Source organism: Clostridium sp. CS001, from assembly GCF_020443565.1.
GTDB lineage: Bacteria > Bacillota > Clostridia > Clostridiales > Clostridiaceae > Clostridium_AD.
Map to the genome: position 1 here is coordinate 15,088 of NZ_JAIZZN010000021.1, position 22,527 is coordinate 37,614.

A 22,527-nucleotide genomic window follows, 5' to 3' on the forward strand; every position below is an offset into this window, starting at 1 on the left:
TATAGAATGATAAATAATAGATGTAAATTTTGAAAAACAAATATTAAATACAAAATCTAAAATAATTATGAAAGAATGAGGGGTAAGAATTATGGATATTCGTGAATTTTCAAGTAAATTTGCAGAAGCCACTAAAAGTATGTCTGCAGAAGAACGAGCATCTTTAATGAAGATGTTTGAAGGAGTTTCAAAAGAAATTACAAAAAAAGATGAAGTAGATGCTGGAACTTATGTAGCAGCTTCTGATAATGATGGAAAAGTTCCAAATGGAATTACAGAGCGTCTTCAAAGACTGAAAGATAACTATATGACATGGACACCTACAATCACAACTCATCGTGCTCGTGCCATTACTAAGATTGCAAAAGAAAATCCTGGAATGCCTAAAAGTATATTCCGTGGTAAAAGCTTCAAATATTCTTGCGAAACAGCACCTTTAGTAATTCAAGATGATGAACTAATTGTAGGAGCACCTTGTGGAGCACCTCGTGCTGGAGCTTGTTCACCTGATATTGCATGGAGATGGATGGAAGATGAACTTGATACTATTGGAACACGTGCTCAAGATCCTTTTTATATATCTGAAGAGGATAAAAAGTTTATGCGTGAAGAACTTTTCCCTTTCTGGAAAGGAAAATCTATTGATGAGTACTGTGAAGATCAGTATCGTGAAGCAGGCCTTTGGGAACTATCTGGTGAATCTTATGTTTCAGATTGCTCTTACCATGCAATAAATGGTGGTGGGGATTCAAACCCTGGATATGATGTAATCCTTATGCAAAAAGGAATGCTTGATGTTCAGCAGGAAGCAAAAGATCATTTGGCAAAATTAGATTACCAAAATCCTGAAGATATCGAGAAAATCTATTTCTATAAATCTGTTATTGATACTACTGAAGGAGTTATGATTTATGCTAAGCGTTTATCTGATCATGCAGCACAGTTAGCTGCAAAGGAAACAAACCCTAAGCGTAAAGCAGAATTACTGAAGATATCCGAAATAAATGCATGGGTTCCTGCACATAAGCCTCGTACTTTCTGGGAAGCAATTCAATCCGTTTGGACTATTGAATCACTGCTTCTAGTTGAGGAGAACCAAACAGGTATGTCTATCGGTCGTGTTGATCAATATATGTATCCATTCTACAAGGCAGATATAGAGCAAGGCCGTATGAGTGAGTTTGAAGCATTTGAATTAGCTGGTAGCATGCTTATTAAAATGTCTGAGATGATGTGGGTTACAAGTGAAGGTGGTTCTAAGTTCTTTGCAGGGTATCAGCCATTTGTAAATATGTGTGTTGGCGGAGTTACTCGTGATGGCCTTGATGCAACAAACGACCTGACTTACCTATTAATGGATGCTGTTCGTCATGTTAAGATTTATCAACCATCTTTGGCTACACGTATTCACAACAAGTCACCTAAGAAGTATTTGAAGAAAATTGTTGATGTTGTTCGTGCTGGTATGGGATTCCCTGCTTGTCATTTTGACGATGCTCATATAAAGATGATGTTATCAAAAGGCGTTTCTATAGAAGATGCTCGTGACTATTGTCTTATGGGTTGTGTTGAACCTCAGAAATCAGGTAGGTTGTATCAGTGGACTTCAACTGCTTATACTCAATGGCCTATATGTATAGAATTGGTTCTAAACCACGGAGTTCCTCTATGGTATAAAAAGCAAGTTTGTCCTGATATGGGAGACTTGGATAATTTCAAAACTTATGAACAGTTTGACAATGCAGTTAAGGAACAAATCAAATATATTACAAAATGGTCAAGTGTAGCTACTGTTATTTCTCAACGTGTACACAGAGATCTAGCTCCAAAGCCTCTAATGTCTATTATGTATGAGGGTACAATGGAAAGTGGCAAGGATGTTTCTGCCGGTGGCGCTATGTACAACTTCGGACCTGGTGTAATATGGTCTGGACTAGCTACTCATACAGACTCTATGGCTGCTATCAAGAAGTTAGTATTTGATGATAAAAAGTATACTTTGAAGCAACTTAATGAAGGATTAAAAGCTGAATTTGTGGGATATGAGCAAATGAAAAGTGATTGCCTAAAAGCTCCTAAGTACGGTAATGACGATGATTATGTAGATTTGATCGCTTCTGATTTGATTAACTTTACAGAGAGAGAACACAGAAAGTACAAGACTCTTTATTCAGTTCTAAGTCATGGTACTTTATCTATTTCAAACAATACACCTTTTGGTCAGTTACTTGGTGCATCTGCTAATGGCCGTGATGCTTGGACACCATTATCCGATGGTATTAGCCCAACTCAAGGTGCAGATTTCAAAGGACCAACTGCTATCATAAAATCTGTTTCTAAGATGGCTTGTGACACTATGAACATAGGTATGGTTCACAACTTTAAGCTTATGGCTGGACTACTTGATACACCAGAAGGCGAAGAGGGTATTCTTACATTACTTCGTACTGCCTGCGTTTTTGGAAATGGAGAAATGCAGTTTAATTATCTTGATAATGATACATTAATTGCAGCACAAAAGAATCCACAGCAGTATCGTGACCTGATTGTTCGTGTAGCAGGTTATAGTGCATTCTTCGTTGAACTTTGCAAGGATGTTCAAGACGAAATTATCAGCAGAACTATGCTGACACATTTCTAATTAGACTATTCTATTGGCTTTAAAATGATTTATCTGGCGCCCGATTCTCCTATGATATAAGGTGTGTTAGAGAATCGGGCGCTGTTAAACTATTTATTTGAACGGGAGATTAGATGTTATGAGCAATTCGAATGTAGCTACAATTGAAAGAAAAGCATTGATTTTCAATGTGCAAAAATACAATATGTATGATGGACCGGGAGTAAGGACATTGGTGTTCTTTAAAGGATGCCCACTACGTTGTAAGTGGTGTGCCAATCCTGAAGGACTTGAACGAAAATATCAGGTTATGTTCAAAAGAGACTCTTGTACTGATTGTGGTGCTTGTGCTACTGTTTGCCCAGTATCTATCCATACTATGTCAAAAGGGCTAAAACATGAGGTTATGAATAGCATTGATTGTATAGGTTGCCGTAAATGTGAGGAGATTTGTACTGAGTCTGCATTATCCATTGTGGGTCAGGTAAAAACTGTTTCTGAGCTTATGGAGATTATTGAAGAGGACATTGCATTTTATGATACTTCAGGTGGTGGCGTTACATTAGGTGGCGGTGAGGTACTGATGCAACCTGAGTTCGCTGCAAATTTACTTATGGCATGCAAGCAAGAAGGAATTAATACTGCTATTGAAACATGTGGCTATGCAAAATTAGAAGCAGTGCTTAAGGTTGCTGAGTTCACTGATTTATTCCTTTTTGATATTAAACACATTGATGCCCAAAGGCACTACCAGTTGACGGGAGTGCACAATGAGCGAATACTAGAAAACTTGAAGGAACTTCTTCGAAAGCGTTATAACGTTAAGGTAAGAATGCCCCTTTTAAAAGGGATAAATGATAGTCAGGATGAAATTGAAAGGGTAATTAACTTTTTAATGCCTTTCCGTGATTACAAAAATTTTAAAGGTATAGATTTGCTTCCTTATCACAAATTAGGTGTAAATAAGTACACACAATTACAAATGGATTACCCAATACAGGGAGATCCAAGCTTAAGTAGCAATGAATTAGACATCATTGAGAGTTGGATTAAAAAATATGATTTTCCAGTTATGGTTATCAAACACTGATATATGATTGTTAGAATAGAAAATAGATTGAGAGGTAACTTTTATGGGAACAGTTGATGGAAAAGCTGTGCAACGTGTCATAGAAGAATCAGTACCTGGAAAACAGGTTACAATCGCTCATGTAATTGCTTCACCCATGCCGGATATTTATGAGCGCTTGGGTATAGACGATAAAGGTGCAATTGGAATTTTAACTATAACGCCATATGAAGTAGCTATTATTGCAGCTGATGTTGCAACAAAAGCGGCGGATGTTGAAATTGGATTTTTAGATCGTTTTACTGGATCTTTAATTATTACTGGTGATGTTCAGAGCGTTGAAACAGCACTAAGAGCAGTAAATGATACATTGAAAAATTTGTTGGACTTTACCATAGCTCCTATTACAAGAACATGAGAAAGAAGCGTGTAATGGTAATAGGACCCACAAATTGCGGTAAGACCACATTGATTAATATACTTAATGATTATCATGGACCACTGAGGAAAACACAGGATATGATTTATGGAAAAAATACTATAGATGTTCCAGGTTCTTATATTGAAAATCCATGGATGTACAAACATTTAATTGCAGCTGCACAGGATGCATCACATGTTTTAATTTTAGTTGATCAATCAAGGTGCGGTAACATCTATTCCCCTGGTTTTGCCAAGGCATTTAGGTGCCCTGTAGTTGGTGTAATAACGAAAATTGATTTAATGCCAGAAAATGAGGATTTATGCTTAAGGCAGCTTAGGAACATAGGAGCATCAGAGCCTTATTATAAAATTAGTGTTCCTACTGGGGTAGGCATAGATGCTTTGAAAGAATATTTATTTACTTTTGAAAAAAGAGTAAAGGGGGACTAAGATGAAATTTATCACCGAAAATGATTTACGGGATTTAAATAGAAAAGAACCTTTTACAACTTATGAGATAGAACCAGGAGCAAGGCTTACGCCCGGAGCACGTCAGTTTCTATCAGATCATAGGATTAATATGCTAGATAATGGTTCTGCTGCAAAGGAAAGTACTGTAAATAAAGAGCCAGCAGCGGAATTACTAGGGAGAAAGAACAATTGGAAAAAGAAGAAACTTCAAAGTAAGATGAAGTCCACGGAAGCATTGTTTCTTATTTCAGCAGAAGAGCTTTTAAGTGGGGATGTTTCTTTGGCACAGAGTCTTATTAATTTAGATAAACAGTTCTCCTTAATTAGGAATTATATAGATGATAAAGGCTTAGTTGAAAACCTTAGCTTAGAGGAATGCGCAGGGATAAATGCAGAAAATTTTTCTGAAGATTTGGATGACTGCTTTGAAATCACTGAGGCTCATATGCAACTTAAACAGGGAAGAAAGATTATAATTTTACACAGGTTACGCTGTGATCTTCGCGAAATTGAACCAATTGTTTTAGAACTATATGAGGGCAGTGATGAGCAGCTATGCACAGAAGTTATTGGGAAGGTTAATCAAATTATTAATACTTTGTCGCAAATGATTTGTTCGGTTTTAGGAGGTAAAGAATGTCAGGGAAAAAGTTAAATTTTGAATGCTGTGATCAACTTGTTCGGGATTTTGAGAATGTAGTGAAAAACCCCATTGTGGGTAAATCTTCTGTTTACTATACAGGAGTCGACCTAGGTACGGCATGTGTTGTATTAGCAGTTTTGGATGAAAACTACAAACCTGTGGCAGGTGCTTATAGATATGCAGACGTAGTTCGAGATGGTATGGTTGTGGATTATATCGGTGCAATTAAAATTGTTAAAGAACTTAAACAGGAAATTGAACACAAAATAGGAGTAGAACTCATATATGCAGCGGCTGCAATTCCGCCAGGTACAGATGCTTTGGATTCAGGAGCAGTTAAGAATGTGGTTCAGGCTGCTGGTTTTGAAATAACAAATGTGCTTGATGAATCTACTGCTGCCAATAATGTCCTCAAAATTCAAGAGGGTGCAGTTGTGGATGTTGGCGGTGGAACAACTGGAATTTCAATTCTAAAGAATGGAGAAGTTATTTATGTTGCAGATGAGCCAACAGGCGGTACTCATTTCTCCTTAGTTGTTTCTGGTGCATATAAAATTGACTTTGCAGAGGCAGAAATTTACAAGCGTAATCCTGAAAATCACAGGGAGATGTTACCGGTACTTAAGCCAGTAGTTGAAAAGATTGCATCAATAATTAATCAGCATATTAAAGGTTATGATGTTAAGGAAATATGTTTGGTTGGTGGAACATGTTGCCTAACTGGTATTGAAAAAATTATAGAAAAGCAAACAGGAATTTATACTCATAAGCCACAAAATCCTATGTTTGTAACTCCCTTGGGAATTGCACTTAGTTGTACACAGGAAAGTATAAGTTAGGAGGGATGATTGAATATGGAGTTTAGAATTATTAAATCCCCTACAGCAGGTACTATAGATATTCTAATGAGGCGCATGGGAGCAGGTGTTAACAAAGAGGCAATTTGTTTTGATGCAGTTGGGCTTGTGCAAGGAAGAATGATAGAGATGATTTGTGCGGCGGATATTGCTGAAAAAGCTGTTGGTGTCACAGTAGAAGATATTAGAGGAAGCTGTCCTCAAAACATGATAATGATTGCGATTTTTGGTGATACTTCATCTGTTGAATCTGCCATTGAGGAGATTAAACACAGCATGAAAAAGGAGAAAGAATTATGCTAATAGCGAAACTGATTGATAGTGTATGGGCAACAAGAAAAGCAGAATCACTCAATGGGCTAAAGTTTATGCTTGCAGAAGTAATCGGTGGCACAAGTGCTGGCCAGCGTTTGATTGTTGTAGATATCATCAGTGCCGGTATTGGAGATAGGGTTATTGTATGCACAGGCTCATCGGCTCGCCGAATGCTTGGAGATGATGATATCCCAGTTGATGCAGTTGTTATCGGAATCATTGATGACGATTGCGATGTCGAATAAATTTTATGTGTTTCAGTGATCTATTGGAGGCGTAAGAATTAATAATTCTTATGTACCTCATAGAACTACAGGAGGCAAAACAATTGATAATTGTTTTGTACCCCAGAGAACTACAGGAGGGGTTAGAATGAGTCTTCTTGATATAGTTAGGGAAGGCGGTGTTATTGGTGCAGGGGGTGCAGGGTTTCCTACTCATGTAAAACTAGCATCGAAACCAGAATATATACTTCTTAACGGAGCTGAATGTGAACCACTACTTAGGGTGGATCAGCAGTTGATGGAACTATTTCCAGAGGAGATAATTAAAGGCTTTGTATTAGCTGGAAAGTTTGTCGGCGCAAGTAAAGCTCTTATAGGGGTTAAAGGAAAGCATAAAGAAGTTATTTCTATTTTGAGAGATCGAATTGAGATATTGCAGCTAAGTGATTTTGTTGAAGTGAAAGAGCTTCCGGATATTTATCCTGTAGGTGATGAACAAGTTTTAGTTTATGAACTTACAGGCAGAGTTGTTCCTGAAATGGGTATACCAATTCAGGTTGGATGTGTAGTAGTAAATACAGAAACTGCATTAAATATTTACAATGCTTCTTTGGGTCAGTCAGTCACAGAAAAATATATCACAGTTGCAGGAGATATACCTAAAAGCCTTACCATTAAGGTTCCTGTAGGCACGCCTATTATAGATGTGTTAAAGCAGAGCGGTATAGAAAATTTTGATGACTATGCAGTTATTGATGGTGGGCCTATGATGGGTCCTGTTATGAGTGATATCTATGGATATATTACAAAGAAAAATAAGGGATTTATAATTTTGAAAAAACAGCATTCTCTTATTCGTAAGAAATCTATGAATATAGAACAGGCAAGAAAAGTTAATAGAGCTTCCTGTGAGCAGTGCCGCATGTGTACGGATATGTGTCCGCGCTATCTCCTTGGACACAATGTGCAACCACACAAGATGATGACAGCTTTAAATTACGCATTAACAGATGTTGAAGGTCAAAAAAGTGCACAGCTATGTTGTCAGTGTAATTTATGTGAATTATTCTCTTGTCCAGTAGGACTTTATCCGAAATCTGCAAACCTCTATTTTAAAGAGAAATTGGCAAAGCAGAATATAAGGTATAAGACAATGCAGTCAGACTTCACTCCTAGCAAAAACCGTGGATATCGATTGGTTCCAAGTAAGCGTCTTGTGGCTAGACTGGGACTACGTGATTTTGACAAACCGGCTCCTATGACGGAAGTTGAAATAAAACCTGAATTAGTACATATTTCAACAAGGCAACATGTAGGAGCACCTGCAGTGTCAGTTGTTAATATTGGTGATCATGTGCAATTGGGACAGTTAATAGGCAAAATTCCTGAAGATAGTTTGGGTGCTGCAATTCATGCAAGTATTAGAGGGACGGTTGTGGAAAGTGGAAATGATTTTATTGCAATAAGGAGGGACTGATATGTCAATAGCAATAGGAATGCTTGAATTTACAAGTATTGCCCGTGGTATATATGCAGCAGATCAGATGTTAAAAATTGCTGATGTAGAAATAGTTACAGCCAGTTCTGTTTGCCCCGGAAAGTATATAGTTATTGTTCAGGGTGATGTTTCATCAGTTCAAGATTCAGTTAGTCTTGGTGAAAAATTGGCAGAAGAATTTTTGGTTGATTCCATTGTTATACCAAATGTCAGCCCAGCAGTATTTCCAGCAATCACAGGTACAACAATGCCAGATGAAATTCAGGCACTAGGAATTATGGAATCTTTCTCTTTGGCAACTATGGTTATAGCTGCTGATGCAATCTTAAAAGCTGCTGACTTACAGCCGCTAGAACTCCGATTGGGAAATGGACTAGGTGGTAAGTCATTCTTTACTTTTACTGGTGATGTGGGTGCAGTTTCAACTGGTATTGAAATAGGAAAGGCTATTGCAGAAGAAAAAGGTCTGTTGGTAAATGCAGAGATTATAGCTTCCCCATCTGACAGACTATTGTCATCTTTGTTTTAATATAAAAAGATGTTTTTAATGACTATAGCAATAAATAAAAGGATGTGAAGTAATGAAAAGATTGATTAGTGTAAAAGATATTGAAAATGCAGAAAAGCAAGGGCAAAAGGTGTTATATATTGATAGTGATACAATTATTACTCCGTCAGCGAAAGATGCAGCTAGCGCTTGTGGAATAGAGTTTTCTACAGATGACCCTGTATCCAAAGCAAAGGATTGTTGTGAAGAAAAAGCTTGTGAACCTTTAAAGGTTTGTGAGGAAAAGAATTCTTGTGAAGGAATTGCTTCTGATCTTGCAAAAGCTTGTGAGGGTGGAATCGACGCTGATATGATTTATAAAGTATTTAAAGCTATGATGGACAAAGGACTCTTAACTGGAATTCTTGATTCTGTTTCTGACAAGCCTTATATTGCTGAAATTGATGACTGTGGTTTAAAGATAGTTCGTGGTAATTCAGTAAAAATGGAAGTTCTTGATACTGGAAATCCAAACGATAAGGTATTCTACCAAGAAATTATAAATGCCAACGATGGTTGCTCAATGAATGCAGGATTTATTACAATTGAAGATTGTACTTTCGACTGGGAAACTACTTGCGAAGAAATATACTGTGTTGCTGAAGGTACACTTACAGTAACAGTAAATGGAAAGATTTATGTTGCAAATCCTGGAGATTCAGTATTCTTCCCTAAGGCAACTAAATTAGCATTTGGTTCACCTAACAAAATGAAAGCATTCTATGTTACACATTAGAACTGTTGATGAAAGTTAAGGAGGTTAGGCAATGCAGGCACTTGGGTTAATCGAAACAAAAGGACTCATTGCAGCTATTGAGAGTGCAGATGCTATGCTCAAGGCGGCAGATGTTAATCTCTTGGAAAAGACATATGTAGGCGGAGGTCTTGTTTCTATTGTTGTAACTGGAGATGTTGGTGCAGTGAAAGCAGCTGTAGAGGCTGGTGAAGCAGCAGTTAGAAAGATAAATAGCGAATTACTTGTTTCGCAACATATTATTCCGAGGCCACATGAAGACTTGGACAAGATAATTTTATCAGCAGTACCGCTGAAAAATGAAGATATATTAACTATTCAGCCAGTAGAAACGAAAACAGAAGAGAAGCAGGAAATTGAAATCAGTGAAGAAGTCAATAAAGAAGTTCCTGTGGAAGTTGAAGTTGAAGATACTTTTTTAGAAACTGATTTGCATGAATTCTATAATAAGGAAGCTGTAGATAAGATAGTATCTGAATATGGTTTGGAAGAGGCTATTAAGATTTTAAGCAAGTTTAAAGTTATAGAACTTCGAAATTTAGCTCGTCAATATAAAAACTTTGGTATAGCAGGAAGAAGAGTTTCTAAAGCTAATAAAATGCTTCTACTTACAGAGTTTAGAAAATATTACGGAAATAATTAACGCAGTTATAAAACTTTATGAGAAAAAGAATGGAGGAGAATTAATTGGAGAATTTTGATAAGGATTTACGCTCAGTACAAGAAGCAAGAAATCTTGCACGATTAGGAAAGATCGCAGCTAATCAGATGGCTGACTATACGCAAGAACAAGTAGATAAGATTCTATGTAACATGGTTAAAGTAGCGGAGGAAAATGCGGTGTGCCTAGCTAAGATGGCTGTTGAGGAAACTGGGTTTGGAAAAGCTGAGGATAAGACTTATAAAAACCATATGGCGTCTACTAGTGTGTATAATGCCATTAAAGATATGAAAACTATTGGTGTGATTCGCGAAGATGAAGTTGAAAAGGTAATTGATATTGCGGAGCCAGTTGGACTTATAATGGGTATTGTACCTTCTACAAATCCAACATCTACTGCTATTTTCAAAGCTATAATTGCAATTAAATCACGTAATGCAATTGTATTTTCGCCACATCCTGCTGCATTAAAATGTACAGTTAAGGCTATAAACCTTATGAATGAAGCAGCGGTAGCGGCAGGAGCTCCTGCCAATATAATTGGAACTATTTCTATACCAACTATACAAGCTACAAATGAGTTAATGAAATGTAGTGAGGTTGCTTTGATTATTGCAACTGGCGGCCCTGGAATGGTAAAGGCTGCTTATAGTTCAGGAAAACCTGCATTGGGTGTTGGTGCTGGTAACTCTCCAGCTTATATTGAAAGAACAGCTAAAGTTGAGCAAGCAGTTAAGAATATTATTGCAAGCAAGACTTTTGACTATGGGACTATTTGTGCATCAGAACAGTCTATAATTGTTGAAGAATGCAACCATGACGTTGTAGTGGCTGAATTCAAGAAGCAAGGCGGATATTTTATGACCTTAGAAGAAACTGAAAAAGTTTGTGAGTTACTGTTTAAGAATGATGGACACACTATGAGTGCAAAATTTGTAGGTAGATCCCCTCAAGTTATTGCATCTGCTGCAGGGATTTCAATTCCAGAAGGAACGAAGGTTCTTATAGGTAGGCAGGAAGGTGTTGGGGCTGGTTACCCACTATCTTACGAAAAATTGACAACAGTACTTGCTTTCTATACAGCTAAAGATTGGCATGAGGCATGTGATCTAAGTATTCAATTGCTTCAGAATGGTATAGGACACACTATGAGTCTTCATACAGAAGATAGAGATATGGTAATGAAGTTTGCTAAAAAACCAGCATCTCGTATTTTGGTTAATACTGGTGGGAGTCAAGGTGGTACTGGTGCAAGCACAGGACTTATACCTTCATTTACACTAGGTTGTGGTACATGGGGAGGAAGTTCTGTTTCAGAAAATGTTAGTCCAATGCATTTGATTAATATAAAGAGAGTTGCATACGGCACTAAGGATTGCAGTACATTAGCTTCATCTGATCCAACTTTCAATCATACTGAACTTTCTGGTAACTGTGAAGTTCAAAAGGGAGCAGGATGCTATTCTATAAGTCCTGACTCATATGCAGCAGCATCTGTATCTGCTTGTACATCTGAAGTTGAGAATGATTGTACTGATAATGAAAAGCTTCTAAAACTGGTAAGCGAACTAGTAAGCGCAATGAAGGGAGCCAACTAAAATGGAAAAGTATGATGCTGTCCTAAAGCTTTTACTGGAGGCGGCTCAATCAAACTTGAATTCAGTAGAAGGGAAAGAGAATATGTACGAAATTCCAGTTGGGGTATCCAATCGCCACATTCACCTATCACAGGCGGATTTGAATAGTTTGTTTGGAGAAGGATATCAAATGACAAAATTTAAAGATTTGTCACAGCCAGGACAGTATGCATGTAAAGAAATGGTAACAATATGTGGCCCAAAGGGAGCAATAGAAAAGGTTCGAATTCTTGGCCCAATACGTAACAAGACACAGGTGGAAGTTCTCACAGGAGATTCCTTTAAGCTAGGAGTAGCTTCACAACCTAAGCTATCAGGAGATTTAAGTGGAACACCTGGAATCACATTAATTGGACCAAAGGGATCTGTTCAGACTACGGAAGGTCTAATTGTTGCTCAAAGGCATATTCATATGACAATTAAAGATGCACAAAACATTGGCGTGCATGATGGACAGATGGTATCTATTCAATTTGAAGGACCACGCGGAGGCATTTACAATAATGTGGCCGTTAGAGCAAATGATGCGTCTGCTTTAGAATGTCACATAGACACAGAAGAAGCAAATGCTATGAATATTAATTCATTATCAAAAGCTATAATTGTAAAATAAAAATTTAGGAGGAATAAAAAATGAAACAAGATGCATTAGGAATGATAGAAACAAAAGGGTTAGTTGGAGCTATAGAAGCTGCAGATGCAATGGTTAAAGCAGCAAATGTTTACCTAGTTGGTAAAGAATTTGTTGGTGGTGGTTTAGTAACTGTAATGGTAAGAGGTGACGTAGGTGCTGTAAAGGCAGCAACTGATGCTGGTGCTGCTGCAGCACAACGTGTTGGAGAACTTATTTCTGTTCATGTTATCCCTCGTCCACATGTTGAAGTTGAAGGTATTCTTCCAAGAACAACAAAGAAGGAAGAAGAACTAATATAGTATCTGCTAGCAAATGATATTTTGGAATTAGAATGTCATATTGAGAAAAAAGAAACAAATACTATGAATCTCGTTATTTACAATTAAATTATAATTATAAAATAAAAATTTAGGAGGAATAAAAATGAAACAAGATGCATTAGGAATGATAGAAACAAAAGGGTTAGTTGGGGCTATTGAAGCAGCAGATGCAATGGTTAAAGCAGCAAATGTTTATTTAGTAGGTAAAGAATTTGTTGGTGGTGGTTTAGTAACAGTAATGGTAAGAGGTGACGTGGGTGCTGTAAAGGCAGCAACTGATGCTGGTGCTGCTGCAGCTCAACGCGTTGGAGAACTTATTTCTGTTCATGTTATCCCTCGTCCACATGTTGAAGTTGAAGGTATTCTTCCTAAAACAACAATTAAATAATAAAATATAAAGTAAATTGAAGTTTGTCATTTAAACTACATTATTAAGATAATGCTTGTTTAAATAATGCTTGTTTAGAAAATTTAGGACTGTTCTGCACAAATAAAGAGTATTTAGGGTGTAACAGTCCTATTTTTGTATAATTATCGTAAGCGTAAAAGAATTGACGGCTAGGTAGCTGAATATATTATGGAAGGTATTTACATGAAGTGAATCTTGAAAGTACCCAAGTTTTTACAGGAGGAATATTATGATACAGAAAAACTCATATCTACCTGAACGACTTCAGCTTCTGAAAGAAGCATATTTAAATGTCAAACCAAGTATTACCATTAATCGTGCCTTGGCATATACCGAAATTGCAAAAAAATACCCGGACCTTCCAAGAAACGTGCTTAGGGCCAAAGGATTCAGGCTAGCATGCGAAACTGCACCAATGCTTATACAAGAACATGAACTTATAGTCGGACACCCTTGCGGCAAACCGCGTGCCGGTGCATTTTCTCCAGATACCGCATGGAAGTGGGTTCGTGATGAACTTGACACCATCAGCACAAGATCACAGGATCCTTACTTCATCAGTGAAGAAGACAAGAAGACTATGCGGGAGGAATTGTTCCCCTTTTGGGAAGGTAAATCTCTAGCGGAGGAATGTGAAAAAGCTTTTCGCACCGAAGATTTGTGGGAATTCGGTGCCGAAGCGTGCATAAGTGATTTGACCTATCATATTACCAGCGGTGGTGGGGATACAAGTCCAGGTTATGATATTATTCTTTTCAAAAAGGGCATTTACGGAGTTAAAGCTGAAGCTGAAACTTGTCTTGCCGGCTTATCCGTTGACAAAATTGAGGACAAGGATAAAATTGACTTTTATCAAGCGGCAATAGAAACCTGTGAGGGAATTCTTACATATGCCGCTCGTCTTTCAGCCTTTGCACGGGAAATGTCTGAAAAGGAACAAGATCCAAAGCGCAAATCAGAGCTTGAAAAGATCGCAGAGGTAAATGCCCGAGTGCCAGGTAATCCACCGGAAACATTTCACGAAGCATTGCAGGCCATTTGGACAATACAGTCACTATTTTTGATGGAAGAGAATCAATGTAGTACATCACTTGGACGTATTGACCAGTATGTGTTACCTTGCTATGATTCAGATATTGAAACCGGAGGACTTAACCAGCAGCAGGCTTTTGAATTGATGGGTTGTTTCATGATCAAATGCTCAGAAATGATTTGGTATACACCGGGAGCGACTGCGAAATACTTTGCGGGATATATGCCTTTTATCAACATGTGTGTAGGTGGACAAAAACGTGAGGGTGGAGATGGCACCAATGAATTAACATATCTGGTTATGGATGCTGTGGAAAAAGTTAAGGTTTACCAGCCATCACTTGCCTGCCGTATTCACAATCAGTCTCCACAGCGTTATTTAGAAAAAATTGTAGATGTTATCAAGTCCGGCGCAGGTATGCCTGCATGCCATTTTGATGATGCACATATCAAAATGATGCTTAGGAAAGGCTTTGATTTTGAAGATGCTCGTGACTATTCCCTTATGGGTTGTGTGGAACCGCAAAAATCCGGACGTATCCACCAGTGGACAGCCGGTGGATTTACACAATGGCCTATTACCATTGAAATGGTGTTCAATCGTGGCAGTCTTAAGTCTTACGGAGACAAACAGTGGTTAGACACCGGAAAGCTTGCGGAATTGACAACTTATGAACAATTTGATGCTGCTGTGAAGCAGCAGCTCAACTATCTGCTAGATATGAATTCTAGAGGCACAGTTCTGACGCAGCAAGTTTTCAGAGATGTTACGCCTTCTCCTTATATGTCACTGTTTGTTGACGGTTGCATGCAAACAGGCAAAGATGTAACAGCTGGTGGAGCTGTTCTTTATGAAGGACCAGGAACAATATTCGCAGGACTGGGTACCTATGTGGACAGCATGGCTGCGATTAAAAAACTCGTTTATGATGATAAAAAATATACGCTTGCAGATATTAAAAAAGCCCTTGACGCTAACTGGGAAGGGTACGAACAAATACAGCGTGACTGCATTGAGGCACCTAAATATGGTAATGACGTGGACTATGCAGATCTCATTGCCAAGGACATTATCGATTATACAGAACAAAGAATTAATCAGCATAAGTCACTTTATGCAAGACAAATCCATGGCACTCTGTCCCAGTCATTTAATACGCCTTTGGGAGGCATGATTGGAGCAACACCCAATGGTCGCCTTTCAGGTGTAGCACTTTCTGATGCAATGAGCCCTTCTCAAGGTGCTGATAAAAAAGGAGCCACTGCAGTCATAAAGTCTGTATCCAAGATTAATGTTGAATCAATGAGTCTTGGCATGGCTCATAACTTTAAAATAACTAGTAATTCTTTAGATACTTCCGAGGGTAGGTTGGGACTTATTACCCTGTTGCGTACTGGCTCCATTCTGGGCAATGCTCAGATGCAATTCAATTGTGTGGATACCAAGACATTACTACAAGCCCAATCACACCCAGAAGAATATCGAGACCTTATTGTACGAGTTGCTGGATATTGTGCTTTTTTTGTTGAACTTTGCAAGGAAGTACAAGATGAAATCATTAGTCGTACAGTAATAGAGTAAATATATGATACAACTAATAGTTAAATAAGGTAAAAAGAGACTACACAAATATTGTTGTGTAGTCTCTTTTTATAGGTGAAGGAAATGTTGTAACGCCTAAGTCCAAACCATTCAATCTTTCAGTTTTGCTGTATACGAATATTTTCTATAAATGTTTGGAGTCATATTCATCTTGGCGGAGAATACCCTGTTAAAATAAGAGGGATCTGAGAAGCCACATTCAATTGAAATACGGTAAGCAGGATAATTGGTTGTCTCCAGTAACCTACAGGCATATTGAATTTTCAAATTAATTACATACTCTGTAAAGGAGGTTCCAATCTCCTTTTTAAAAACATGACTGAAATATTTAGGATTCATAAACACTTTAGATGCCACCATTTCCAAAGTTAATCTTTCTTTGAATTGCTCTTTAATATATTTTACAGAGTCCTCAATAAAGTTATGCTGATATTCAGTTTGTTCTATGAAGGTATTTTCAGACTTTTCCTCCAAGGGAACAGAATATTCGGTTACAGAGTCCAGCATTCTATGAAAAACTTCTTTGAAGACTTTGGGCTTTATAGGCTTTAACTGATACTCAAAAACTCCAAGTTTAATGGCTTTCTGTGCATTTGGAAAGTCTGCATAGGCGGATAAAATTGTGATACAAACACTCGGAAGAAATTTTCGAATCTCCTGAATAGCACTTAGACCATCCATTTCAGGAATCATCACATCCATTATGATAATATTCGGTCGATATTGCTTTGCTAGTTTTACGGCTTGAACTCCGCTTTCGCAGGTCAGCAGAGTATCCTCTGGAGAAAGATCCTCAAGTACAATTGTTTTGAGAAAATCTTGTTCTAGTATTTCATCTTCTACAATCAAAACTACATTCATGGTAATAACCCCGCAATAGGTTGGATGGGAATGGTGATAGTAACGGTACTTCCGCTATAATCAGACTTTACTATTTTAAGTCCATATTGTTCTCCGTAATACCGTTTTAAACGTTTATTTGTATTTCCAAACCCTAGACCCGATTTATTTTCGAATTTTTGTATGTCTTGCAAAACATCCTTTGGGAAACCATTTCCATTATCAATAATGGAAATAACAATTTCATTTTTATATTCTTCCGCATAAATGCTAATTTTGCCTCCGTCCCGTTTTGGTGTTATGCCGTGAATAACAGCGTTTTCAACAAGTGGCTGTATCACCATGTTGGGGATTCTATAAGCATTTATATTCTCAGGGATGATGCAGTCATATACCAAACGGTTTTTAAATCTTACCTTCTGGATAAATAAATATTTTTTAATGTTGTCAATTTCAGCACCGATGGTGTGAAGCTGATTATTTTGCTTTAAATTGTAACGTAGCAAATCGGAAAGGCAATATATAAGTTCCTCTGTTTGGGAATTCTCAAAATACGCTATACGCGCAATACAATTTAAGGTATTAAATAGGAAATGGGGGTTGATGGTAAGAGCCATGTTTTTCCCCTCTAAATCTATGATTTTTTTCTCTAACATTTCCTTTTCAATGGATAACCTTATGGCATCTGAATCTTCATGACTAATGCTTTCGGACAAGTCAAGGGCAATATTTTTGGCAATGTGGCCACACAATTGCTCATGTATTTTAACTTTATTTGATTCCACTGTTTTAAGAGATAAAATAGATTTTGCAATAAATTCTGGACTTATATCTTTTTTTAAGGATTGAACTTCAATCATGTGCTTCTGATATTCATTTTCCTCTAAATATGACTGTACTCCAACTATATAACCCAAAATTTCACCTTGAAATATGATGGGGAACAGTATGTTTTCAAGACCATAATGGCAGACAAATCTATTCTGCCCACTGGAATTTAGTCTGCATTTGTAATCGGGGCATACTTGACCCTTATTTTCCTGACATACATATGTACAAAAGTCAGGGGAAGGAATAAACTCAAACAAAATATCCCCATTTGTATCTACTAAAAATAAAGGTAGATCGGACAGAGATAAAATACTCATATATCGTGTATATAAAATATTAGAGGCTATTAATTTTTTCAGCAGATTATTAGTTTTATTCATGCTTTTAATTCACCTTTTCCGCCATGTAATTTATATTCAAAAGAAAGCAATAGCCGAAGTTCTATGGACTATAATTATCTTTCGAATCTGTGCATGGCTTGTATTCTATTATAATGTATAAAGGTACAATAGTAAACAATCTATATTATGGTTTGATAGGGATTTTGACCAAAAACAGCCTAAAACACAGGTTTTTGGTTTTAGCCTTTCTTGGGATTTATGCAATCTAAATAAAACAAATAAAGACCTAGAAAATCTAGGTCTCATTAGTAGAACAAAATATTATTTTGAAACTTATTAATAGCACTTTTGATAAATACCAATTAGGTCTTCATTAGAAGGCTTTCTTGGATTAGTTGGAGTACAACGATCTAATATGGCTGTCTCAGACATAGGCTTCAAAGCATTTTCAAATTCCTTCTGATCAACTCCAAGCGCACGAATATTTGTTTCAACTCCTAGAACTTTCTTTAGTCTGTCCACAGCCTGTATGAAATTCACAGTTCCTTCACGAGGTGTACGGGCTGGAAGTTGCAGAATGGTTGCTAGTTTTGCATATCTTTGAGCAGCATAACTGTTGGCGCTTCCCCTTAAGTCGGAGTTGTATTCCATCACAGCACTAAGTAAAATTGCATTGGAGCGACCATGGGAAATGTGAAAAGTAGCTCCTAAGGCATGTGCCAAGCTGTGATTGATACCAAGACTTGTATTTGTAAATGCCATTCCAGCCATGCAGGAAGCATTTTGAACACGATCTCTGGCATTTGGATCTTTAGGGTCCTTGTAAAGCGTCTCAATATTTTCGAAGATTAGCTTGACTGCTTTTTCTGCAAGAGCATCTGTAAAGTCCGTTGCACTTGTGGAAACATAGGCTTCGATAGCGTGAACTAGAACATCTATACCTGTATCTACAACCACACGATGGGGAACATGCTGAATACATGTAGAGTCAAGTATCGCAATATCTGGTGCAATAAATTCATCTACTATTACCACCTTTGAACCCTCAGAAGTAATAACGGTAAAATCTGTTACTTCTGAACCTGTTCCACTTGTGGATGGAATTGCAATAAACAGTGGCTTTTTAACTTCGTCACCAGCTGCACTTTTTAACTTCCAAGAAAAATACAAAATTCCCTTTGCTGTATCGATGGCAGAACCCCCCCCAAGTGCAACAAGTACATCTGCATCACTTTTCTCGTATAGCTTTAGACCCTCTGTAATTACGTTAACATCCGGATCAGGGCGTACCCCAGAAAAAACAATGGAGCTTATTCCTGCTTTGGTTAGGTAATCTACTGCAGTTTGAAGATATCCTAGCTTTTCCATTATAGAATCCGAGACAATGAATGCTCGGGAACCTTTAATCTGTTCTAAAAGTTGCATAGATTCCTTATTAAAATAGACAGTTGACTTCAATTTAAACTTATCTTCCATTATGTATACCTCCTATTCTTTGATGCTACAGTAAAGCTCATAATACATGATATCATGTAGAACAATTAGTTTATTGCAGATTTAATATATAGTTTTAGCACTATTGTATTAAGTTAAAATTTGAAATTGTACAATATTGTTTTTCTTGAACTATGGCTACTTTAAAACTATAGTTTTCTAATTTTTTTCTTCTTTAAAATAAAAATATGCTATAATATCAATATATTTAATAGTTCTTAAAGGAAAATATACTTTACAATTAGGAATCAGTGTGATAGACTATCGATACTTAATATTAATCGATACTTAATATTAAAGAACCATGGTAGGAAATGAGATAAACGCTTAAAGTAAAGTGAACTTCAGAATTAAAGAAAGTAATAGATTGGAATATGTGTGGTGGAATTATTGATGAAAATAGAAGAATTAGTACAAGAAAAATTGCGTATGGTTTTTAATGATAATAGTGTTGTATTCGATAAATCAAGGTTTGCAGGTGGACTTACAAATTATAATTACCTTATAGATATTAAAGGTACAGATTATGTTGTTCGTCAACCGGGCGGAATGACAGAACTTATGATCGACAGAAAAGTTGAAAAAGAGAACAATCGCATCGCCTCGGAGTTTGGTATGAATTCCAAGTGCGTTTATTTTGATGAAATTAGTGGAATAAAAATCAGTGTGTATATTAAAAACAGCAAAAATATTGCTCAGACAGATCCAAGCTCTCTCACAAATTTGAGGGCTGTTTCTGGTCTAATGAAAAGAACTCATTCTAGTCTAAAAGACTTCCCCAATTCATTCCATTGGGAAAAGGAACTTGATAAATATGAAAAGATTATTCAAAAGCTTAAGGGCGGTTTTTTCTTTGATTATGCTGCATTAAAGGATCAATTAATTGATTTTATGAAAGAGAATATAAAAGATATAATTTCTGTTCCCTGTCATAATGACACAGTGCCCGAAAACTTTGTAACTGATGATAATGGAAGGACCTACCTTATAGACTGGGAATATTCTGGAATGAATGACCCAAGTTGGGATGTAGCTTCGTATATTCTTGAATCCAGATTGAGCAAAGAAGCAATTGAATATCTTCTTTTAGATTACTATGAGCAAGCGCCCTCACCCGAGGAAATATTAAAAATAAAATGCTATATGATGGCACAGGATTTGCTTTGGATGGTATGGGCCATGGTTAGACACTATAGTGGTGATGATTTTCTGGACTACTGCAGTGTTAGATACGAGCGTTTTCAAAAAAATGTAAAGGCAATCACTGTTTCATCAGAGTATTCTATTTTTGATATGGTAAAAGATTAGGTAGCTATATAACTGGCCATGTAGAAAATGTGGTTTTATATTTTAGACACACCCCATTGAATGGAAATAACTATTTTAGTTATTTTCATTCAATGGGGTGTGTTTTTTATGCTTAAAAATGAAGTGAGAATAGTGCTGTATCATTTGAAACAAGCTATTGTGCAATAAAGTAACGATAGTACAAAAACTTCAAAAGAGTGTCGGATATAATGCAGTAAAAAGTTGCATTTTATGCCATGAAAAAGCGCCTCATTAAGTTATATTTATAATAGGTGAAATTGTAAGTTAAAGGTAAGAATTATTTGGGAAAACGGTTTCTCATTCCTTTCTCCACAAAGTTAAATCCTAAGAATTAAAGGTACGTAAGGTCATGAAAGAAAATTTCTAATGGCCATGTTAGAAACATGGTTATTATAAATTATAATTTAAAGCTAATACATTAAAAAAATTCAAAGAGGGGGATTTTGTTTATGAGTAAAGAGGCGATAGCAGTTAGTGCTTCGGCAGTTACTGCTAAAAAGAAGTTATCATCACAATTTTACAAAAAGGGTATCTCAATTGCTTTATTTTCAGGACTTATGTATGGATTTTATTCAGCATTTTTGACACTAGGTATGACTAAGGGAGTTTGGGGTGACTGGTATGGTATTAATACAGCTGGGTTATCTGCTTTTGCTGTTACATATTTACTAGGAGCAATTGGCAGTGCGGTAAATGATACTTGTAGCGCTGTTTGGGCATTACTTTATGCAGCAATTAAAGGTAAGCTTTCAGATTTCTTTAGATGCATTAATACTACTCCAGGTCGTGTAATGATTTTAGCTGCTCTTATAGGAGGCCCTATTTCCAGCACAGCCTATGTTGTTGGTCTTCAAATGGCTGGTTCCATAGTTATTCCTATTACTGCTCTTTGTCCGGCTATTGGTGCTATTTTAGGTAGATTATTATATAAACAAAAATTAACTAAACGTATGATGTTTGGTATTGCTATTTGTGTTGTTGCTAGTTTTATGATTGGTAGTACAAGCATTGGTGGAGATGCACCAAAAGGCATGTTCCTTGGTGTTTGTATCGCTTTCATAGCTGCTCTTGGTTGGGGTTTTGAGGGTTGCGTAGCTGGTTACGGAACATCTATGATTGACTCTGAAATCGGCATTACTATACGTCAGACAATATCAGGTCTTTCAAACTTAATTATTTTAATTCCTATCTTTGGTATGATGGCAGGCGGTATTAATATTTCAACTGATCTTGTTGTAAAGGCATTTACAAGTGGCCCTTCTATGATTTGGTTTGCCATAGCTGGTCTTTGCGCATTCGTTTCGTATATGAGCTGGTATAAGGGTAACAGTATGTGTGGTGCCGCTTTGGGTATGGCATGTAATGGTACTTACTCCTTTTGGGGACCATTCTGTTGCTGGATAATACTTGGTGTATTTAGCGGTATAGAAGGTTGGTCATTACCTCCTATTGCTTGGGTAGCTGCTATATTAATGGTATTTGGTATCTTAGTAATTTCTATGAATCCAATGGATTTGTTTAGAAAGAAGGAGGTAAATAAGTATGAAAGCGCTTAACTATGCAATTTTAAAACATTTTACAAAAGTTAAAGAAGCTTGTGCAGAAGATGTTATAGAAGCTTTAAAGGGTGAATATGGTAAATTTAAAGCCCTTAACAGAAATGATGTAATCGCAGCTTTAATGACTGCCGAAGCTAATGGTCTTCTAGAAGAGACAAGATTTGAAATGGATAAGGCAGATGTCTTAAAAGTTTACTATCATGCAAACGGAGACGGTGCAGCTACAATTAATAAATACATTAAAGATTAATCTACTAGTGCCACCCACGTGGCAAGTGACATGTTAGTAACATGCACTTGCCATGTGGGTGGCACTTTTTTTAAATTTTTAAAGGGATTTCAACTAATTTATAGAACTATAATATAACAAATTAATTGAACTTTATGTTACCTTTTTAGAATTAACGTAGAAGAAT

At 36.8% G+C, this 22,527-nt stretch carries 23 protein-coding genes; 20 read left to right on the plus strand and 3 right to left on the minus strand.

Annotation, left to right across the window (positions count from 1 at the left end):
• Positions 1 to 91: 91 nt before the first annotated feature.
• From cutC (LGK97_RS13555) to cutC (LGK97_RS13635), 17 genes are all read left to right on the plus strand, one after another.
• Positions 92 to 2,641: a choline trimethylamine-lyase gene (cutC, locus tag LGK97_RS13555; RefSeq protein ID WP_226260285.1), complete on the plus strand. Its 2,550-nt coding sequence runs from the start codon at positions 92 to 94 to the stop codon at positions 2,639 to 2,641.
• 118 nt (positions 2,642 to 2,759) lie between these two features.
• On the plus strand, positions 2,760 to 3,710 hold the full coding sequence (gene cutD, locus LGK97_RS13560; RefSeq protein ID WP_226260286.1) for a choline TMA-lyase-activating enzyme: 951 nt from the start codon (positions 2,760 to 2,762) through the stop codon (positions 3,708 to 3,710).
• A gap of 43 nt (positions 3,711 to 3,753) precedes the next feature.
• A complete protein-coding gene (locus LGK97_RS13565) occupies positions 3,754 to 4,107 on the plus strand; it encodes a BMC domain-containing protein (RefSeq protein WP_226260287.1) in 354 nt (117 codons plus the stop codon).
• Positions 4,104 to 4,562 (plus strand): EutP/PduV family microcompartment system protein, encoded by a 459-nt coding sequence (locus LGK97_RS13570; RefSeq protein ID WP_226260288.1) that lies wholly within the window; start codon positions 4,104 to 4,106, stop codon positions 4,560 to 4,562. The genes LGK97_RS13565 and LGK97_RS13570 overlap by 4 nt, the downstream gene beginning before the upstream one ends.
• A gap of 1 nt (position 4,563) precedes the next feature.
• Positions 4,564 to 5,238: an ethanolamine utilization protein gene (locus LGK97_RS13575; RefSeq protein ID WP_226260289.1), complete on the plus strand. Its 675-nt coding sequence runs from the start codon at positions 4,564 to 4,566 to the stop codon at positions 5,236 to 5,238.
• Positions 5,220 to 6,065 carry an ethanolamine utilization protein EutJ gene (gene eutJ, locus LGK97_RS13580; protein ID WP_226260290.1) on the plus strand — a complete coding sequence of 282 codons (846 nt, stop codon included), beginning with the start codon at positions 5,220 to 5,222 and terminating at the stop codon, positions 6,063 to 6,065. Before LGK97_RS13575 ends, eutJ begins: the two co-directional genes overlap by 19 nt.
• A 15-nt stretch (positions 6,066 to 6,080) precedes the next feature.
• Entirely contained in the window at positions 6,081 to 6,386 is a 306-nt protein-coding gene (locus LGK97_RS13585; protein WP_226260291.1) for a BMC domain-containing protein, read from the plus strand.
• Positions 6,380 to 6,643 (plus strand): EutN/CcmL family microcompartment protein, encoded by a 264-nt coding sequence (locus LGK97_RS13590; RefSeq protein WP_226260292.1) that lies wholly within the window; start codon positions 6,380 to 6,382, stop codon positions 6,641 to 6,643. Before LGK97_RS13585 ends, LGK97_RS13590 begins: the two co-directional genes overlap by 7 nt.
• Before the next feature lie 127 nt (positions 6,644 to 6,770).
• On the plus strand, positions 6,771 to 8,099 hold the full coding sequence (locus LGK97_RS13595) for a 4Fe-4S dicluster domain-containing protein (RefSeq protein ID WP_226260293.1): 1,329 nt from the start codon (positions 6,771 to 6,773) through the stop codon (positions 8,097 to 8,099).
• Between the two features lies 1 nt (position 8,100).
• Positions 8,101 to 8,649 carry a BMC domain-containing protein gene (locus tag LGK97_RS13600; RefSeq protein WP_226260294.1) on the plus strand — a complete coding sequence of 183 codons (549 nt, stop codon included), beginning with the start codon at positions 8,101 to 8,103 and terminating at the stop codon, positions 8,647 to 8,649.
• A 52-nt stretch (positions 8,650 to 8,701) separates the two neighbouring features.
• Positions 8,702 to 9,403, plus strand: coding sequence for a cupin domain-containing protein (locus tag LGK97_RS13605; RefSeq protein WP_226260295.1), 702 nt, complete (start codon positions 8,702 to 8,704; stop codon positions 9,401 to 9,403).
• Positions 9,404 to 9,434: 31 nt separating this feature from the next.
• On the plus strand, positions 9,435 to 10,064 hold the full coding sequence (locus LGK97_RS13610; protein ID WP_226260296.1) for a BMC domain-containing protein: 630 nt from the start codon (positions 9,435 to 9,437) through the stop codon (positions 10,062 to 10,064).
• A 44-nt stretch (positions 10,065 to 10,108) separates the two neighbouring features.
• Positions 10,109 to 11,680 carry an acetaldehyde dehydrogenase (acetylating) gene (locus LGK97_RS13615; protein WP_226260297.1) on the plus strand — a complete coding sequence of 524 codons (1,572 nt, stop codon included), beginning with the start codon at positions 10,109 to 10,111 and terminating at the stop codon, positions 11,678 to 11,680.
• A gap of 1 nt (position 11,681) precedes the next feature.
• On the plus strand, positions 11,682 to 12,332 hold the full coding sequence (locus tag LGK97_RS13620; protein WP_226260298.1) for a phosphate propanoyltransferase: 651 nt from the start codon (positions 11,682 to 11,684) through the stop codon (positions 12,330 to 12,332).
• A gap of 20 nt (positions 12,333 to 12,352) precedes the next feature.
• Positions 12,353 to 12,652 (plus strand): ethanolamine utilization microcompartment protein EutM, encoded by a 300-nt coding sequence (gene eutM / locus LGK97_RS13625; RefSeq protein WP_226260299.1) that lies wholly within the window; start codon positions 12,353 to 12,355, stop codon positions 12,650 to 12,652.
• A gap of 124 nt (positions 12,653 to 12,776) precedes the next feature.
• Entirely contained in the window at positions 12,777 to 13,061 is a 285-nt protein-coding gene (gene eutM, locus LGK97_RS13630) for an ethanolamine utilization microcompartment protein EutM (RefSeq protein ID WP_226260300.1), read from the plus strand.
• A 250-nt stretch (positions 13,062 to 13,311) separates the two neighbouring features.
• Positions 13,312 to 15,696, plus strand: a complete 2,385-nt coding sequence (gene cutC / locus LGK97_RS13635; protein ID WP_226260301.1) for a choline trimethylamine-lyase — start codon at positions 13,312 to 13,314, stop codon at positions 15,694 to 15,696.
• Between the two features lie 111 nt (positions 15,697 to 15,807).
• Here the strand turns inward: cutC (LGK97_RS13635) and LGK97_RS13640 are convergent, their stop codons facing one another.
• The 3 genes from LGK97_RS13640 to LGK97_RS13650 all read right to left on the minus strand — a co-directional run bounded on the left by LGK97_RS13640 (position 15,808) and on the right by LGK97_RS13650 (position 19,205).
• Positions 15,808 to 16,578, minus strand: a complete 771-nt coding sequence (locus tag LGK97_RS13640; protein WP_226260302.1) for a helix-turn-helix domain-containing protein — start codon at positions 16,576 to 16,578, stop codon at positions 15,808 to 15,810.
• Positions 16,575 to 17,768: a histidine kinase gene (locus LGK97_RS13645; protein WP_226260303.1), complete on the minus strand. Its 1,194-nt coding sequence runs from the start codon at positions 17,766 to 17,768 to the stop codon at positions 16,575 to 16,577. Before LGK97_RS13645 ends, LGK97_RS13640 begins: the two co-directional genes overlap by 4 nt.
• Before the next feature lie 297 nt (positions 17,769 to 18,065).
• Positions 18,066 to 19,205, minus strand: coding sequence for a 1-propanol dehydrogenase PduQ (locus LGK97_RS13650; protein WP_226260304.1), 1,140 nt, complete (start codon positions 19,203 to 19,205; stop codon positions 18,066 to 18,068).
• A 411-nt stretch (positions 19,206 to 19,616) separates the two neighbouring features.
• Here LGK97_RS13650 and LGK97_RS13655 point away from each other — a divergent pair, with 411 nt between their 5' ends.
• From LGK97_RS13655 to LGK97_RS13665, 3 genes are all read left to right on the plus strand, one after another.
• The gene (locus LGK97_RS13655) at positions 19,617 to 20,531 is read left to right on the plus strand and encodes a choline kinase family protein (protein WP_226260305.1); all 915 of its coding nucleotides are present in this window, start codon (positions 19,617 to 19,619) and stop codon (positions 20,529 to 20,531) included.
• A 470-nt stretch (positions 20,532 to 21,001) separates the two neighbouring features.
• Positions 21,002 to 22,108, plus strand: coding sequence for a hypothetical protein (locus LGK97_RS13660; RefSeq protein WP_226260306.1), 1,107 nt, complete (start codon positions 21,002 to 21,004; stop codon positions 22,106 to 22,108).
• Positions 22,095 to 22,361, plus strand: a complete 267-nt coding sequence (locus LGK97_RS13665) for a hypothetical protein (RefSeq protein WP_226260307.1) — start codon at positions 22,095 to 22,097, stop codon at positions 22,359 to 22,361. The genes LGK97_RS13660 and LGK97_RS13665 overlap by 14 nt, the downstream gene beginning before the upstream one ends.
• Positions 22,362 to 22,527: the final 166 nt, after the last annotated feature.

Bases quoted from the DNA above. Each gene is read 5' to 3' on its own strand.
- LGK97_RS13585 (WP_226260291.1), top strand. From the start codon at position 6,081: ATGGAGTTTAGAATTATTAAATCCCCTACAGCAGGTACTATAGATATT.
- LGK97_RS13595 (WP_226260293.1), top strand. From the start codon at position 6,771: ATGAGTCTTCTTGATATAGTTAGGGAAGGCGGTGTTATTGGTGCAGGG.
- cutD (WP_226260286.1), top strand. From the start codon at position 2,760: ATGAGCAATTCGAATGTAGCTACAATTGAAAGAAAAGCATTGATTTTC.
- LGK97_RS13600 (WP_226260294.1), top strand. From the start codon at position 8,101: ATGTCAATAGCAATAGGAATGCTTGAATTTACAAGTATTGCCCGTGGT.
- LGK97_RS13570 (WP_226260288.1), top strand. From the start codon at position 4,104: ATGAGAAAGAAGCGTGTAATGGTAATAGGACCCACAAATTGCGGTAAG.
- LGK97_RS13645 (WP_226260303.1), bottom strand. From the start codon at position 17,768: ATGAATAAAACTAATAATCTGCTGAAAAAATTAATAGCCTCTAATATT.
- cutC (WP_226260285.1), top strand. From the start codon at position 92: ATGGATATTCGTGAATTTTCAAGTAAATTTGCAGAAGCCACTAAAAGT.
- LGK97_RS13575 (WP_226260289.1), top strand. From the start codon at position 4,564: ATGAAATTTATCACCGAAAATGATTTACGGGATTTAAATAGAAAAGAA.
- cutC (WP_226260301.1), top strand. From the start codon at position 13,312: ATGATACAGAAAAACTCATATCTACCTGAACGACTTCAGCTTCTGAAA.
- LGK97_RS13665 (WP_226260307.1), top strand. From the start codon at position 22,095: ATGAAAGCGCTTAACTATGCAATTTTAAAACATTTTACAAAAGTTAAA.
- LGK97_RS13605 (WP_226260295.1), top strand. From the start codon at position 8,702: ATGAAAAGATTGATTAGTGTAAAAGATATTGAAAATGCAGAAAAGCAA.
- eutJ (WP_226260290.1), top strand. From the start codon at position 5,220: ATGTCAGGGAAAAAGTTAAATTTTGAATGCTGTGATCAACTTGTTCGG.
- LGK97_RS13655 (WP_226260305.1), top strand. From the start codon at position 19,617: ATGAAAATAGAAGAATTAGTACAAGAAAAATTGCGTATGGTTTTTAAT.
- LGK97_RS13590 (WP_226260292.1), top strand. From the start codon at position 6,380: ATGCTAATAGCGAAACTGATTGATAGTGTATGGGCAACAAGAAAAGCA.
- eutM (WP_226260300.1), top strand. From the start codon at position 12,777: ATGAAACAAGATGCATTAGGAATGATAGAAACAAAAGGGTTAGTTGGG.
- LGK97_RS13660 (WP_226260306.1), top strand. From the start codon at position 21,002: ATGAGTAAAGAGGCGATAGCAGTTAGTGCTTCGGCAGTTACTGCTAAA.
- LGK97_RS13565 (WP_226260287.1), top strand. From the start codon at position 3,754: ATGGGAACAGTTGATGGAAAAGCTGTGCAACGTGTCATAGAAGAATCA.
- LGK97_RS13610 (WP_226260296.1), top strand. From the start codon at position 9,435: ATGCAGGCACTTGGGTTAATCGAAACAAAAGGACTCATTGCAGCTATT.
- eutM (WP_226260299.1), top strand. From the start codon at position 12,353: ATGAAACAAGATGCATTAGGAATGATAGAAACAAAAGGGTTAGTTGGA.
- LGK97_RS13620 (WP_226260298.1), top strand. From the start codon at position 11,682: ATGGAAAAGTATGATGCTGTCCTAAAGCTTTTACTGGAGGCGGCTCAA.
- LGK97_RS13640 (WP_226260302.1), bottom strand. From the start codon at position 16,578: ATGAATGTAGTTTTGATTGTAGAAGATGAAATACTAGAACAAGATTTT.
- LGK97_RS13650 (WP_226260304.1), bottom strand. From the start codon at position 19,205: ATGGAAGATAAGTTTAAATTGAAGTCAACTGTCTATTTTAATAAGGAA.